The following is a 14,082-nucleotide window of genomic DNA, read 5'->3' on the forward strand; positions in this document are numbered from 1 at the left end:
GGTTCTGATGGAGCGGAGTGTGCGGGCGGTCCTGTCGGCCGAGGTCGGTGGGTTCGTTTCGTCGATGAATCAGGCCGCGCAGGCTACTGAGCGGGTTGTTGAGGCTTCGAAGCAGATTGGGCAGCCGCAGCAGACGACGCAGGCCCGCACGTTCGGTCAGCGGTTGGTGCAGTCGGCGCGTGAGAACGAGCAGGCCTGGACCTCTGTGGGTACCGCGTTGTTGGGTGTGGGTGCTGCCGGCGCCGGGTTGCTCACGGTGGTCGCCAAGACTGGTATTGGGTATAACAGTTTGCGGCAGGTCGCCACGCAGGGGTTGACGGCGGTCACTGGTAGTACTCAGGAGGCCGCGGCGCAGATGCAGCGGTTGGATCAGTACGGGCAGAACTCGTGGCTGATGCGCGACACGTTGATTGAGGCGCAGCGGCAGATGACGGGGTTCGGTATCAGCACCAGTGACGTGATCCCGTACATGGACGCGTTGGCGGAGGCTGTGGCGGCTGCTGGTGGGGATAATCAGACGTTCCTCGAGTTGGCTCAGGTGATGGGCCAGATCGAGTCTCAGGGGAAGATCACGGCTGAGGAGCTTCGCCGGTTTGGTGTGCGGGGTATTGATGCTGCGCAGATGATCGGTGACGCCATGGGGTACACGGCGGGTGAGATTCGGGAGCAGATCACCAGTGGTGCCCTTGATGCTGGGGTGGCGTTGGATGCGCTGGCGGCGGGGATGGTGCAGAACTTTGAGGGGTCCTCTGACCTGGTGCGGAACACGTTCCGGGGTGCTGTTGATGATGTGGTGGCGGCGTTCCGTGACTTGTCGTCGGTGGCGATGGGGTCGTTGGTGGACCCCGAGGGTGGGGGCCTGGCCGTGGATGTGTTGAACCGGGTTGCGGATGCTTTGCGCCGGTTCCAGGACATGCCGCCGGGGTTGGTGCAAACTGCCACGGCGGTGACGGGTATTGGTACGGCTGCTGCGTTGGCGGGTGGGGCGTTCCTGACGATGTTCCCGCGTGCTGTGCGGTTGGCGGACAGTCTGGCCAAACTGGGCATGATCACTCCTGGTGTTGAGCAGGCCTTGCGGACTATGGGCCCGCGGATTATGCGGGTGGGCCGGTACGCGGCTGGCGCGGTGGTTGGGTTGTACGCGTTCGGTAACGCCGTCCAGGGCCTGCAGAACCATTTCCGTGACGCGGAGTTGGGGTTGCATGGCATGACGCGGGCGTTGGAGCAGGGCAACTTTGATGCCCCGTTCGCCCGCCTGGGGGGCGCCTATGACGACCTCGGGGACGCGATCCAGCGGCTCACCGGTGGGGGCGTGTTGGATCGGGTGGACCGGTTCATGTCAGGGCTGAACCAGGCGTTTGGTGGGCCGTTGCCGGATGACCTGGCGGCTCAGGGGCAGGCGTTCGAGCAGTGGGATCAGATCCTGTCGGAGATGGTGGCTTCGGGTAACGCTGAGCGTGCGGCGGAGTTGCATGCGGAACTGTTGGAGGCGTTTGAGGCTGAGGGCGCGGGCCTGGATGAACTGACCCAACTGTTGCCGGGGTATAACGATTCGCTGATCGGTTTGGCTGATGGGGCGTTCGAGGCCGCTGACGGGATGGGTGAACTGACCGAGGCGGGGTTTGAGTCCAAGTTGGCGTTGGATGAGATGCGTCAGGGGTGGATTGAGAACCAGGAGGCCGCGGCGGCGTTGCGGCAGGAGTGGGTCGATTTGGCCCGCCAGGCGAGTGATTCGTTCGGGTCGCTCGCTGAGACGTTCAACGTCGCGCAGGGGGCGGCTGAGGAGTTCGGGCTGTCTACTGCTCAGACGATGGATGAGTGGATTGCTGAGATGCGGGCGCAGGAGGCGGCGGCGGCGAACTGGGGGCAGAACTGGGTTGCTGCGTCGGAGTTGGTGCTCGATGAGATGCCGGCGAATATGCAGGACGCGGCGGCGGCGTTCGTGGACGAGATGGCTCACGCGGGGGCTGAGGGTGCGGCGATGTTGCAGTTGTTTGTGGATGGCACACCGGCGCAGCGTCAGGAGTTGATTGAGCATTGGTTGGGTACCGGCACGGACCTGGCTGAGCAGATCGCGGATGAGGTTGAGGCTGCCCGGAATCCGAGGATCGATATTGATGACCTGCCGGCGCGTAGTGGTTTCGAGACGATGGTGGATGATTTCGCGGGCACCACCACGGACACGAACTTGGACGTCGACACCACCCAGGCGCGCAGCGGCTTTGAGACCGTGGTGGATGACTTCGCGGGCACCACCACCGACACCGGGTTGGACATCGACCCGTCCCGGGCGAACCTGCGTTACAACATCCTCACCGGCCAGTGGGAACAAGACGTCACCGACACCAACCTGGACGCCAACGACAGCCCGGCCCGCGGCACGGTGGTGGCCTTGGGTGGGTGGGCCTCCGCGTACCCGGTCACTGTGAGTGTGGACGCTAATACCGCGTTGGCGCGGATGCGCATCAGGGCCCTGTCGTCCATCGCGGTGGGTATCTCGCCGAAGGTCAACCCTGGGTTCGCTCATGGTGGGTACACCGGGCAGGGCGGGAAGTACGAACCGGCCGGGATCGTCCACAGGGGCGAGTACGTCATGCCCAAGGAACACGTCCAGGACCCGTTCAACCGGCGGGTGCTGGAAGCGATGCACGCCGGGCAGTTGCGGTCCGCGCTCACCGGGTACGCGGCCGGCGGGCACGTCGGGGGGCCGGCGTTCCGCCCGGCGCCGCCCGTGCCCGCCCCGGTGGTGAATGTGAGCGCACCTACCGACCAGCCGCGGTCTATCAGTGGCCCGTTGGTGCACGTGGAGCGTCTCGGCGGCGCGGATTTGTCTCAGGTTGAGGCCGCGTTTAAGTGGCAGATGGTGGGTGTGTTGTGAGCCGTACGCGGGTTCGTCTCCGAACGGCACCCGCCGGCCCTGGTCCGTTGATACGTTCGAGAGCATGAAACGCAGAGGCCTGCTCCTGGCACCCACGTTGGCCGTGGCCGTCCTGGTGGCCGGTTGTGGCGCCTCGGCAGCCGAGGAAGCCGCGCAGGCCGTGTACGAGGAGTGTGTGCGCCCCGACGCGGACCACCAGTTGCTCGAGCACGACGGGCCCGAGGTGCGTATCGCGGTCACGGGTGATGCGGCGCGGGCCCGCGCCGGTGCTTCCGGTGCGCTCGACGCGGTCGAACGTGGTGATGACCCTGAGGATGTCGATTTCACCGGCATGGGCATCGCGATGGGTGTTGTGCTTGCCACTGAGTGCCTGGTGGAGGAAACCCGCTACCCCGGGTCGAGTGACCAACTGCAGGATGGGGATGAGTGGGAGGGGTGGCGGTTCACCGAGGAGTCCGGCGCGGGCTCAGAGTTCACCGCCACGTTCACCTCCACCGGGTAGGGCCCGTTCAGGGCCTGGCGATGACGGCCTCGCAGGGCACGCAAGGCACATCGACCACCGGGCGCCCCACACCGCGGGCGCCCTCTTCGGTGGACGTGACCCGTGCGGTGTGACCACACAGCGCCGTGACGGCGGTGCCGTTCACGACCGACTCGAGAATGTCGGCAGGGGGGATCCGGTGCAGCACCCTGTACTCAGGCCCCGGGTCTTGGTGAGTGGTTGGCTGTGTCGGTGTGTCAAGGATGGTGCTCATCGCTCGCTCACCGGCTTTGCGCCGACCTCGGCCAGGACTTGCTCGGTGAGCCATTCCAGTTCCTCGGCGCGCTCAGGCGCTGAGAGTTCGGAATCGAGTACCGCTAGGTTCTGCTTGGGAAGGAAGATTGATGCTGCGGGCAGTGCGGGCGCTTCGATGACGCGTACGCCGAGGACGCCCAGGGGTACTACATCGAGTCTCATCGTCCGACTCCTGTCCCCGCCGCTGGTGATCGCCCGGTCGTACTGGCCGGCGGCGTCGAGGAGTGCCCGCGCGATCTTTCGGGCCTGGTAGGGGGTGAGGATGTCCTCGAGACTTGCGTAGACGTAGACCCCGTGATTGTTGACGGTTAGGGACCCGTCTGCCTCACGGGACACCGACGCGTATGCCTCCATAACGGGCCCGTCTTCAAGGCTGAACTGATGGACGGGCCCGTTATGGAGGGTGCCGTCATCGCCTTCGATCAGGCATTGGGAGCGTGCGCACCAGTCGGGGTGCTGAACTGTCGCGCTCATCGTCCCACCTCCGCGATCTGGCCGGCGGCGTGCACGAGCATCGCGCCCAGGTGCCGTGCCGTGGCGGGTGCGAGTGTCAAGAGGGCCACGTCCTGGTCAAGGTCTGCGACTAGGACGGTGCCCTCGTTCGTGATCCGGCCTCGGGGATCGCGCTTCTGGTACCGGCCGGGGGTGACCGCAATCTCCCCGGTATCGGACGGGTAGGAGGTGCGCAGGATCTGCTCGGCGCCGTCGATGATGCGGTTCTCGGTGCCGTCAATGTCGGTGTCCCATTCGCTCACCCGGTGCGCCCACGTGGGCGGGTCAGTGGCCGGCGGGGGTCCCCAGGTGGGGTGCCCGAGGGTACGGTTGTTCATGGTCCTACTCCTTCTGTTCCAAGGTGTGGGGCTTGCCCGTCCGGTGTGACAGCACCGGGCGGGCGTCTTGTGTTATTCGGCGGTGATGCCGAGGTGCTCCTCAACCTCCTCGAGGGTGAGCGCGTCGTGGCTGTTGAGCCGGCCCGCCACCACAGTGTTCGTGGTGGCGTCGTTGAGTTGGTAGCGGCCGTACCCGAGGGCCCGGGGGTCGCGGCGCCTGGACTTGTGGAGCGTGAGCCCCTGGCGGTCGGCGGCGCGGCGTGCCCGGTTCTCCCGTACCTTGTCGCTACCCATACCCCGAACCGTACTCGTAGTGATGCTGGAAGACAAGCCTGTAGTGATGCTGGTGCTATCGGAGTGCTACGCAACGCCCATGGACCAGGCAGAACCAGGCAGGACGACGACACCCACGAACCGCACCAGGACGCCCCAAACCGGACACAACAGGACCGCGCAGGACGGGCACAGTCTGACTCATAATCCGTCGGTCGCGGGTTCAAGCCCCGCCTGGGGCACCATCGAGGCTCGCCATCGCGCCCGGCACCCCACCGGCCCGCCCGAACCAACCGATTGGACGGTTCCAGCGCACCCACGCGGTGCCGCCCCGCCCGAACCAACCGATTGGACGGTTCCAGCGCACCCACACCCCGCCGCCCCGCCCGAACCAACCGATTGGACGGTTCCAGTGGCATGGTGCGGGGTGCACGACAGCCGTGCGGGGCAGGCTTGGGGCGGGGCAGCCGCGTGCGGGGGAGGCTGGTGCGGGCGGCGTGCCGACCTGGTGCGGGCGGCGTACCGCCCGGGTGCGGACGGGTGCGGGTCAGGCGCGCAGGACGGGCTCGTGGTTCGCCAGGGCGTCGGCCAAGCCCGCCACGCCGTCGGCGCCGGTGGGCACCGTGGCTGAGGAACCGGTCAGGTCACCGCCCAGCGGCTCGGCCCGACCACCCAGGTGCTCTGCCAGGAACCCCTCGGCGATGGCGTTGAACGCCTTGTCGTTCTCCGGCCGCGCGAACCCGTGGCCCTCGTCGGGGAAGAGCACGTAGGTGACCGGAATGCCCTTGGCGGACATCGACTCCACGATCTGGTCGCTCTCGGTCTGCTTCACCCGTGGGTCATTCGCGCCCTGTCCGATCAGCAGCGGCCGCACGATGTTGTCCACATGGGTCAGCGGGGACCGCTCATCAAGCAGCGCCTTGCCCGCCTCGGTGCGGGGGTCCCCGATCCGGCGGGCGATCTGTTCGAAGAACGAGGCCCAGTACGGCGGGACCGTCTCGATCAGCGTGTTCAGATTCGATGGGCCCACGATGTCCACGCCGCACGCAAAGGTGGTCGGGGTCATCGTCAGCCCGGCCAGGGTGGCGTAGCCCCCGTAGGAGCCGCCCATGATGCCGACGGTGTCCTGCGCGGTGATCCCCTCCCGGACGGCCCAGTCCACGGCGTCGAGCAGGTCCTCGTGCATCGCCGCACCCCACTGCCCGTCGGCGATGTTGATGAACTCCTTACCGAAACCGGTCGAGCCACGGTAGTTGACCTGCAGCACCGCGTACCCGCGGTTGGCCAACCATTGGACGTACGCGTCGTATCCATAGGCATCACGGGACCAGGGTCCTCCGTGCACGAACAGCACCATCGGGACCGGACCGGTCGCGGCGGCGAGCTGACCCGCCCGGGATGCGCCGTCGTCGGCCGCGCGGTGCGCGGGCAGGGTCAGGTAGGAGACCAGGGTGTGCCCGTCCCTGGCCGTGATCTCCACCGGGTGCATCGGCACCAAAGGGGCGCCCTCCAGCGCCGGGCGCCCGGAGAACAAGCGGGTCAGCCGGCGCTGGGGGCGATCGTAGCGGTAGTAGGTCATGGGTTCGGTCGCCGAGGAGTACGCCGCGATCCACACGTCGTCGGCCAGGGTGCGGGAGGTGACCGAGATCTCCCCCGGCCCGACTCCGGCGAGGACGTCGAGGTCCGGGCCGACCTCGGGGTCGACCACCGTCCACTCCTCGCGCAGGTAATTCACCGCCACCGCCTGGATCCGGCCCGTGGTCGGATGCGCGAGCGCGCCGGCGATGTCGGTGCGCTCATCGGCGTGCACCAGCGATCGGGCACCAGAGGCCAGGTCCAGGGCGTACAAGCCGGAGGTGTTGCGGCCCCGGGAGTCCACCAGGTACAGGGTGGACCCATCGGCCGTCAGGCCGGCGGCGTAGGTGCTCATCGCGTCCTCGAACGGCACGTCCTCGGCGACCTGCCAGTCCTCCCCGTCGCGAGCCAGGATGTCCATGCCGCCGTCCGGGCGGGTACGCATCGCATAACGCACCACATAGTCGTGATCGGCCAGGAACCCGGCGAAACCCTCGGTGTTGCGCACCAGTAGCTCCCGGTCCCCGCTGGCCAGTTCCACCCGGTACAGGTCGTGCCACCGGGCGTCCCGGTCGTTGATGCCCACCAGGATCGCCTCCGGGATCCGGTCGCTGACCCCGCTCACCTGCGCCGTGACCTCCGGGAACGGCGTCAGGTCGGTGGCCTCGCGGGTGCGCACGTCCACCCGGTGCAGGTGGAAGTCCTCATCGCCGCCGTCGTCGCGCAGGTACACCAGCGTGTGCGGCTGGTAGGTCCAGAAGTACTGGCGGATCCCGCGGGTGTCATCACGGGTGATGGCCTCGGCGGCGCTCAGGTCATCGGCGGGGGCCACCCAGATGTTCAGCACACCCTCCAGCGGAGCGAGCCAGGAGAGGTAGCGCCCGTCCGGGCTGATCTGGACGCCGGCCCGTTCGGGATTACCGAACAGGGCGTCGCGGGAGATGAGGTCGACGGCGTCTATGGTGATGTTGGTCATCGGGCCATTCTGCCAGCGGACGACGGCGAAGATCACCGGGTGCCCGACCCACCTTTGGGCGGCGGTACTGTGGTGCTCAGCCCTGAGTCTCCAGAGCCCGGCGAGCGTTCTCCAACTCGACCAGATCGGCGAACTGCTGGGCGTAGGAGGGGTCCTCCGGGGCGGTGCGCTGCAGGGCGCCGCGAGCCTCGGCGATGCGGCGGGTCATCCCCATCCGCAACAACGCCACCACCACGCCCCTGGCGTAGGAGGCCAGCGCTCCGGGGCGGTCCTCCGGCAGCGGGGACACCGCCAACTCCGTCACGAGTCCGTCCACCGGGGGTCCGCTGGCCTCGCGCAGCCGCTCCGCCCACGCCGCAGCGGCCCGCGCTTCGCCATCGGCGCCTCCTCCGGCCGCGGCGGCTACCTGGACGTACTCGGCCAGGCCGCCACCGGCCCGGATCGCGTCGTGGACCGCCCGGTGGGCCGGCACCACGAACGTGTCCGGCGACAGGTCGTCGAAGCCCAGGTCGGTGATGTGCTGGGGTAACTGCAGCACCACCTCCAGCACCTGCCGCTCCAGGCGGGCCACCGGATCGGTGCTGGGCGCTGACCGGGTGCCGGTGCGCTGGGCGGCCTCGGGGTCCAGGCCCGGGCGTTGGCGCTGCCGCTGCGGGTCGCGCTCGGCCGGTGTGCCACCCCCGTCACCGCCGACACCCTGCCGCTGGGACTGGGTCACCGCCCGGCGCACCGAGGTCTCCTCCATCCCGAGCCATCCCGCCAACGAACGCGCGTACTCCGAACGCAGGGCAAGGTCCCGGATCCGCGCCACCACCGGGGCTGCGGCCCGCAACGCCTGCACTCGGCCCTCGGCGGTGCTCAGATCCAGCCGCCGCAGCACCGATCGGATCGCGAACTCGAACAATGGCTCACGCTCGGCCACCAGGTCCCGCACCGCGGCCTCACCCCGCTCCAGGCGCAGGTCACACGGGTCCATGCCCTCCGGGCTGATCGCCACGAACGTCTGGGAGGCGAACCGCTGGTCCTCACCGAAGGCTCGCAGTGCTGCCTTCTGGCCGGCCTCGTCGCCGTCGAAGGTGAAGATCACCTCTCCCCCACGCGATCCGGTGGCCAGCATCAACCCGGCCGCGGCATCGGCGGTGTCGCCGAGCATGCGACGCACCACGCGGATGTGATCGACGCCGAACGCGGTGCCGCAGGTGGCCACCGCGGTGCCGACGCCGGCCAGGTGCATCGCCATCACGTCGGTGTAGCCCTCCACCACGACCACCTGACGCTGGGTGGCGATCGCCTTCTTGGCCAAGTCGATGCCGTAGAGCACGTGGTTCTTCTTGTACAGGGGCGTCTCGGGGGTGTTCAGGTACTTCGGGCCGGGGTCATCGTCATAGAGTTTGCGGGCACCAAACCCCACCGTGGCGCCGGTGGTGTCCCGGATCGGCCAGATGAGCCGGCCCCGGAACCGGTCGTAACTGCCGCGCTGCCCGGCCGAGACCACCCCGGAGGCGGTCAACTCAGCCTCGATGAAACCGCGTTGGCGCAGGTGACGGGACAGGTTGTCCCATCCCTTGGGGGCATACCCCACGCTGAACTGTGCCGCAGCAGCCTGGTCGAAGCCGCGCTCGGCCAGGAACCGTCGCGCGGTCGCCGCTTCCGGTGAGCCGAGTTGCTCGGCGTAGAACTGCTCGGTGGTGCGGTTCACCTCCAGCAGTCGCTGGCGTCGACCGGGCTCCTCCCGCGGGCGGCGCGGTCCGCCGTCGTCCTCATAATGCAGTTCCACCCCGGTGACCGAGGCGAGGTGCTCGACCGCCTCGCCGAAGGGCAGGTGGTTGATCTTCTGCACGAACGAGATCACGTCACCGCCCTCGTCACAGCCGAAGCAGTGCCACAGTCCCAACTGCGGGCGTACGTGGAAGGAGGGGGTACGTTCGTCGTGGAAGGGGCACAAGCCCTTCATCGACCCGACCCCGGCGCCCTTCAGGGTGACGTGAGCACCGACGATCTCCTCGATCCGGGCCTTCTCACGAACGGACGCGATGTCCTCACGTCTGATCAGGCCGGCCATGCTCCTGAGTCTAGGCGCTGGCGACCGGCGCCACGGGCGAGGCGATCACCGGCCGACCGCGAGACCGGCGCACCGGTCACCGGGTCCGGCTCATGGGCCGCTGTTCGACTGGCACAGGCGCGCGTGCCACTCCAGGGCGGAGACGTCGGTGAGTGAGGCCACCTGATCCACGACCGCGCGCAACCGACCTGCGTCGTCGTCGGCTTCCCGGTAGTCGGCGAGGAACGGGGTCTCCAGGGTCGCCTCGGGGCGGCTCGAGCACTCCTGCACAAGGTCGGTGACGATCTGGCGTTGACGCCCGTACAACGGTTCGTCCTCGCGTGGGGCCATCACGAACATCGCCGCGATCCCTTTCAACACGGTGATCTCGGCCAGGACCTGGTCGGGCACCACCACGTCGGCGTCGTAGCGCACCAGGTCGCCCTGGCCGAAGGTGGCCCGGGTGGCCCGCGCCGACGCCACCGCGAACCGCCCGATCAGTTGCGAGGTCATGTCCTTCAGACGTGCCAGACCCCGCCGGGTCCCGTCGAACGTCTCCACCCAGTACGGCATCGCCGACAGCGATTCGATCGCGGCATAGAGGTCATCGGCGCTGGTGGCTCGGCCGTACCAGTCGTGGATCTGGTCGATCAGACGTTCCCGCATGCCCTCCTGACGCAACTGGTCCAGGTCGTGGCGGCCGTTCACCACCGCGTCCTCCACGTCGTGCACGGAGTAGGAGATGTCATCGGCCAGGTCCATCACCTGGGCTTCGATGCAACGGCGCCCGGGCGGGGAGTCCCCCCGCATCCAAGCGAACACCTCGGCGTCATCGGCATAGGCACCGAATTTGCGGGTCGGTCCGCCCGACTCGTCCGCCGGTCCCTCGCCGGCGAACCAGGGGTACTTGGTGGACGCATCCAGGCTCGCTCGGGTGAGGTTCAACCCCACCGCGCGCCCCTCCCGGGTAAACGTCTTGGGTTCCAGGCGCGTCAGCAGCCGCAGGGTCTGTGCGTTGCCCTCGAAGCCCCCGATATCCGCCGCGACCTCGTGCAGGGCGTTCTCCCCGTTGTGCCCGAACGGGGGGTGCCCCAGGTCGTGGGAGAGGCAGGCGGCGTCGACCACGTCCGGGTCGCAGCCCAGGTTGTAAGCCAGCTCCCGGCCCACCTGGGCTACCTCGAGGGTGTGGGTCAGGCGAGTGCGGACGAAGTCGTCGGTGCCCGGCCCCAGCACCTGGGTCTTGGCACCGAGGCGTCGCAGCGCCGAGGAGTGCACGATCCGGGCGCGGTCCCGCTCGAAGTCCGAGCGGTGCGCCGACTTGGGTGCCTCGGCGTACCACCGCTCATGGTCATACAGCCGGTACCGGCCAACGGGCAGATCGAACACGCCATCACCCTACGCCGTCCATCCGGGCCCGGCTCCGCCGGGCGGGATCAGAGGATCGCTTGTAGGAAGGTCTTGGTGCGCTCGTGATCGGGGTTGGTGAAGATCTTTTCCGGGTGGCCCTCCTCCACGACTTTGCCGCCGTCGAACATCATCACCCGCTGGGACACATCGCGGGCGAACTGCATCTCGTGGGTCACGATGAGCATCGAGATGTCGGTGTTGTCGGCGATCTCACGCAGCACTGCGAGCACGTCGCCCACCAGTTCGGGGTCGAGCGCGGAGGTGACCTCGTCCAGCAGCAGGATCTCGGGGTTCATCGCCAGGGCACGGGCGATCGCCACCCGCTGTTGCTGCCCACCGGAGAGTTGCAAGGGGTGCGCCTCGGCCCGGTGCTTGAGCCCCACCTGGTCCAACAGGCCGTAAGCCTGATCGATGGCCTCATCCTTGGACTTGCCGAGCACGTGCACCGGCGCCTCGATGATGTTGTCGATGACCCGCATGTTCGGGAACAGGTTGAACTGCTGGAAGACCATGCCGATCCGGCGCCGGATCTTGGAAATATCCTTGGGCCGACGCTCCACCCGGCGGCCGTTGCGCTCCTCGTGGGTCAGCGGGTCACCATCGATGTAGATGTACCCCCCGGTCAGGTGCTCCAAGGTCATCACCAGGCGCAGGATGGTGGTCTTGCCCGAGCCACTGGGACCGATGAGCGTCACGCGCTCGCCCTTGGCCACGTCGAAGTTCAGATCGCTGAGCACGGTGGTGTCACCGAACTTCTTGACGACGTCCTCGAATCTGATCATGGGGTCATTAGTACGCAAGTCGCTTCTCCAGTCTGCGCATGAGGATGGCCGTGGGATAACTCGCCGCGAGGAAGATCAGTCCGGCGATGGTCAGGGGCTCGACGTACCGGAAGGTGGTCCCACCGATGTTCCGTGCCACGGTCACCATCTCCGGGGCCGCGATGAAGATGAGGAACGGTGTGTCCTTGAACATCGCGATCGCCCAGTTACCCAGGGACGGGATGGTCGCCCGGATCGCCTGGGGCATGATGACCGCACGCCAGGTACGGCTCTGCGGCAACGACAAGGCCGTCGCACCCTCCCACTGCCCCTTGGGAACCGACTCGATCCCGGAGCGGTAGGACTCGGCCATGTAGGTGGAGTAGTGGATCCCGATGACGATGATCCCGACCTGCATCGCTGACAGTGTGGACACCGTCAGGTACAGGAACAGCAACTGCGCCGGCAGTGGGGTCATCCGGATGAAGTCCAGGATCCAACTCAGGATCTTGGCAGGTATGTAGGGAAGGCTGCGCAGGGCGATCGCCCAGATGAGACCGAGCACCGCAGCGGCGAGCGAACCGACCACCGTCACGACCAGGGTCACCCGGACGAAGGCCTCCAGGAGCGGGGGAAGCACATCCAGCGCGAACTGGGTATTCCAGATCATGCTGCTCCCCCTCCCGCCAATGCCTTATCGGTGCGCGGCTTCTTGCTCTCCTTCAGCCCGAGCTTGCGCTGGGCACGCAGTTCCATCCACCGCAGCACCGCCGAACAGGCCAGCGAGATCAGGAAGTAGATCACCAGACTCAGGCCGAATGCGGTGGCGGTATCCATGGTGCGGCGCACCTGCTGGGTGATGAACAACAGGTCCTGCAGGAAGATGAATCCGGCCAGGGACGAGCCCTTGATGAGCATGATCAGCAAGTTGTTGAACCCGGGGAGCATCAGGGCCCAGGCCTGCGGCCAGATGACCCGGCGCAACTTGTTCCACCAGGACATCGACAGCGCGGTGGTGGTCTCCCACTGACCCTTGGGAACGGCGTTGAGCGAGCCGCGCACCACCTCGGAACCGTAGGCCCCGTAGTTCAGGCCCAGGGCGATGATCCCGGTGGTCAGGGAGGCCCACTCGATCCCGAGCATCGGCAGGACGAAGAACAGGAAGAACATCTGCACAACCAGCGAGGTCCCGCGGAAGAACTCCACGATGATCCGCACCAGAGTGCGCACGATGATGAAGCTGCTGTTCGCCGCGACGCCCAGCAGACAGGCAACGAAGAACGCCACGGCGGCGCCGCCCACGGAGAGCTGCAGTGTGACAACTGTGCCCTCCCAGAGGCGCGGCGCCGCCGAGACGAACGAATCAAGAAAGTCTTGCACCGATCATTCCTCGACGGTGGGCAGATCACCCTCGCAGAGCATCTCAGTGCTGACTTCATCGGTGGGCCGCTCGGCCTCGGTGAAGCCGAACGGGCCAAGCACCCGCTCGAACTCCGCCGGGTCGCCGATGATCTCCGCGGCAGCCTCGTTGTAGGCGTCCAGCAGATCGGTGTCCGCGTCACGGAACACCGTCGCGCCGGCACCCACCTGGATCTCACCGTCGACCACGGCCTCGAACGCCTCGGTCACCTCGACCGGCTGGTCGGGGTTGTTCTCAGCCATGGCGCGCAGCGAGATGCCGGTGAGGGCGTAGACGTCGGCGCGGCCGGAGACCACAGCGTCCATCCCGTCCTGCGGGGTGTTCACCGTCATCAAGTCGATGCCCAGGGCCTGGGCGTAGGACTCCTCGACCGCACCGTTCATGGCGGCGAAGGTGACCCCGGCTTCCTGAACGTCCTGCATGTCGTGCAGGTCGTTCGGGTTGCCCTCAGGCACCATGAACGCGGTGGTGTACATGATCTCTGGGTTGGAGAACGACGCCTGCTCACACCGCTCGGGCAGGATCGACATACCGGCGGAGACCGCATCGAAGCGGCCTGCGTTCAGGCCGGGGATGAGGGCGTCCCAGTCCACCTCGGTGCCCTCGACCGTCTCGATGCCCATCGAAGCGAAGACCTCGCGGTGCAGCGCGATCGTGGCACCGGTGAGTTCCCCGCTGTCGTCGGTGTAGCTGTAGGGCTCCTCGCCGGCGAACCCGACGGAGATCGAACCGGCTTCCTGCAATTCCGCCAGGGTGCCGCCATCGCCGTTCGCGTCGCCGTTCGCGTCGCCGTTGCCCTCGTCCTCCTGACCGGGGACCGGGGGCGGATCGTCGAGCCCGTCACCATCGCCGTTGCCGCAAGCCGCCAAGGCCAGCGTGGCCGCGGCCGCGGTGGCAGTGAGCGCCATCATTCGGCGCGAAGTGTTCTTCATCGTGCTCCTCTCGATGTGGTGCCTGCCTGCCCAACGCACCCAGACGTGCGAAGCGGAGCCGGTGACACCGACTTGTCAGAACCGCAGACCACCGTATGAGCCACCCAGCGGTGGCACAAACGGTGTGATTCGGCGCCGGCACGCCGGTTTCCACCCCTCGGCCGATGCGGCCGGAGGCGCATTCTGGTGCGGC

13 protein-coding genes are annotated in these 14,082 nt (G+C 67.5%); 2 read left to right on the top strand and 11 right to left on the bottom strand.

The features are described 5' to 3' along the window. The first annotated feature begins 7 nt into the window (after window positions 1-7). Both ACO0LV_RS01880 and ACO0LV_RS01885 read left to right on the top strand, forming a co-directional pair. Window positions 8-2,878 carry a tape measure protein gene (locus ACO0LV_RS01880; protein ID WP_424786160.1) on the top strand — a complete coding sequence of 957 codons (2,871 nt, stop codon included), beginning with the start codon at window positions 8-10 and terminating at the stop codon, window positions 2,876-2,878. A gap of 64 nt (window positions 2,879-2,942) precedes the next feature. Next, window positions 2,943-3,380, top strand: a complete 438-nt coding sequence (locus ACO0LV_RS01885; protein ID WP_424786161.1) for a hypothetical protein — start codon at window positions 2,943-2,945, stop codon at window positions 3,378-3,380. 7 nt (window positions 3,381-3,387) lie between these two features. Here the strand turns inward: ACO0LV_RS01885 and ACO0LV_RS01890 are convergent, their stop codons facing one another. The 11 genes from ACO0LV_RS01890 to ACO0LV_RS01940 form a co-directional block, all read right to left on the bottom strand. Then, on the bottom strand, window positions 3,388-3,687 hold the full coding sequence (locus tag ACO0LV_RS01890) for a DUF3039 domain-containing protein (protein WP_424786162.1): 300 nt from the start codon (window positions 3,685-3,687) through the stop codon (window positions 3,388-3,390). After that, window positions 3,630-4,148 (bottom strand): DUF6907 domain-containing protein, encoded by a 519-nt coding sequence (locus ACO0LV_RS01895; protein WP_424786163.1) that lies wholly within the window; start codon window positions 4,146-4,148, stop codon window positions 3,630-3,632. Before ACO0LV_RS01895 ends, ACO0LV_RS01890 begins: the two co-directional genes overlap by 58 nt. Continuing rightward, window positions 4,145-4,504, bottom strand: a complete 360-nt coding sequence (locus ACO0LV_RS01900; RefSeq protein ID WP_424786164.1) for a hypothetical protein — start codon at window positions 4,502-4,504, stop codon at window positions 4,145-4,147. The genes ACO0LV_RS01895 and ACO0LV_RS01900 overlap by 4 nt, the downstream gene beginning before the upstream one ends. Before the next feature lie 72 nt (window positions 4,505-4,576). Next, a complete protein-coding gene (locus ACO0LV_RS01905; protein WP_424786165.1) occupies window positions 4,577-4,798 on the bottom strand; it encodes a hypothetical protein in 222 nt (73 codons plus the stop codon). A gap of 526 nt (window positions 4,799-5,324) precedes the next feature. After that, entirely contained in the window at window positions 5,325-7,328 is a 2,004-nt protein-coding gene (locus ACO0LV_RS01910) for an alpha/beta fold hydrolase (protein WP_424786166.1), read from the bottom strand. A gap of 76 nt (window positions 7,329-7,404) precedes the next feature. Further along, entirely contained in the window at window positions 7,405-9,390 is a 1,986-nt protein-coding gene (gene dnaG, locus ACO0LV_RS01915) for a DNA primase (protein WP_424786167.1), read from the bottom strand. 90 nt (window positions 9,391-9,480) lie between these two features. After that, window positions 9,481-10,755, bottom strand: a complete 1,275-nt coding sequence (locus ACO0LV_RS01920; RefSeq protein WP_424786168.1) for a deoxyguanosinetriphosphate triphosphohydrolase — start codon at window positions 10,753-10,755, stop codon at window positions 9,481-9,483. Window positions 10,756-10,802: 47 nt separating this feature from the next. After that, complete coding sequence (ehuA, locus tag ACO0LV_RS01925; protein ID WP_424786169.1) at window positions 10,803-11,558, bottom strand: ectoine/hydroxyectoine ABC transporter ATP-binding protein EhuA; 756 nt, start codon at window positions 11,556-11,558, stop codon at window positions 10,803-10,805. Window positions 11,559-11,565: 7 nt separating this feature from the next. Then, window positions 11,566-12,207 (bottom strand): ectoine/hydroxyectoine ABC transporter permease subunit EhuD, encoded by a 642-nt coding sequence (gene ehuD, locus ACO0LV_RS01930; RefSeq protein WP_424786170.1) that lies wholly within the window; start codon window positions 12,205-12,207, stop codon window positions 11,566-11,568. After that, complete coding sequence (locus tag ACO0LV_RS01935) at window positions 12,204-12,917, bottom strand: amino acid ABC transporter permease (protein ID WP_424786171.1); 714 nt, start codon at window positions 12,915-12,917, stop codon at window positions 12,204-12,206. The genes ehuD and ACO0LV_RS01935 overlap by 4 nt, the downstream gene beginning before the upstream one ends. Before the next feature lie 3 nt (window positions 12,918-12,920). Then, the gene (locus ACO0LV_RS01940) at window positions 12,921-13,889 is read right to left on the bottom strand and encodes a transporter substrate-binding domain-containing protein (RefSeq protein WP_424786172.1); all 969 of its coding nucleotides are present in this window, start codon (window positions 13,887-13,889) and stop codon (window positions 12,921-12,923) included. Between the last annotated feature and the right edge of the window lie 193 nt (window positions 13,890-14,082).

The organism is Pseudactinotalea sp. Z1739 (assembly GCF_049725055.1).
In the GTDB taxonomy this organism is placed as follows: Bacteria; Actinomycetota; Actinomycetes; order Actinomycetales; family Beutenbergiaceae; genus CALKWS01.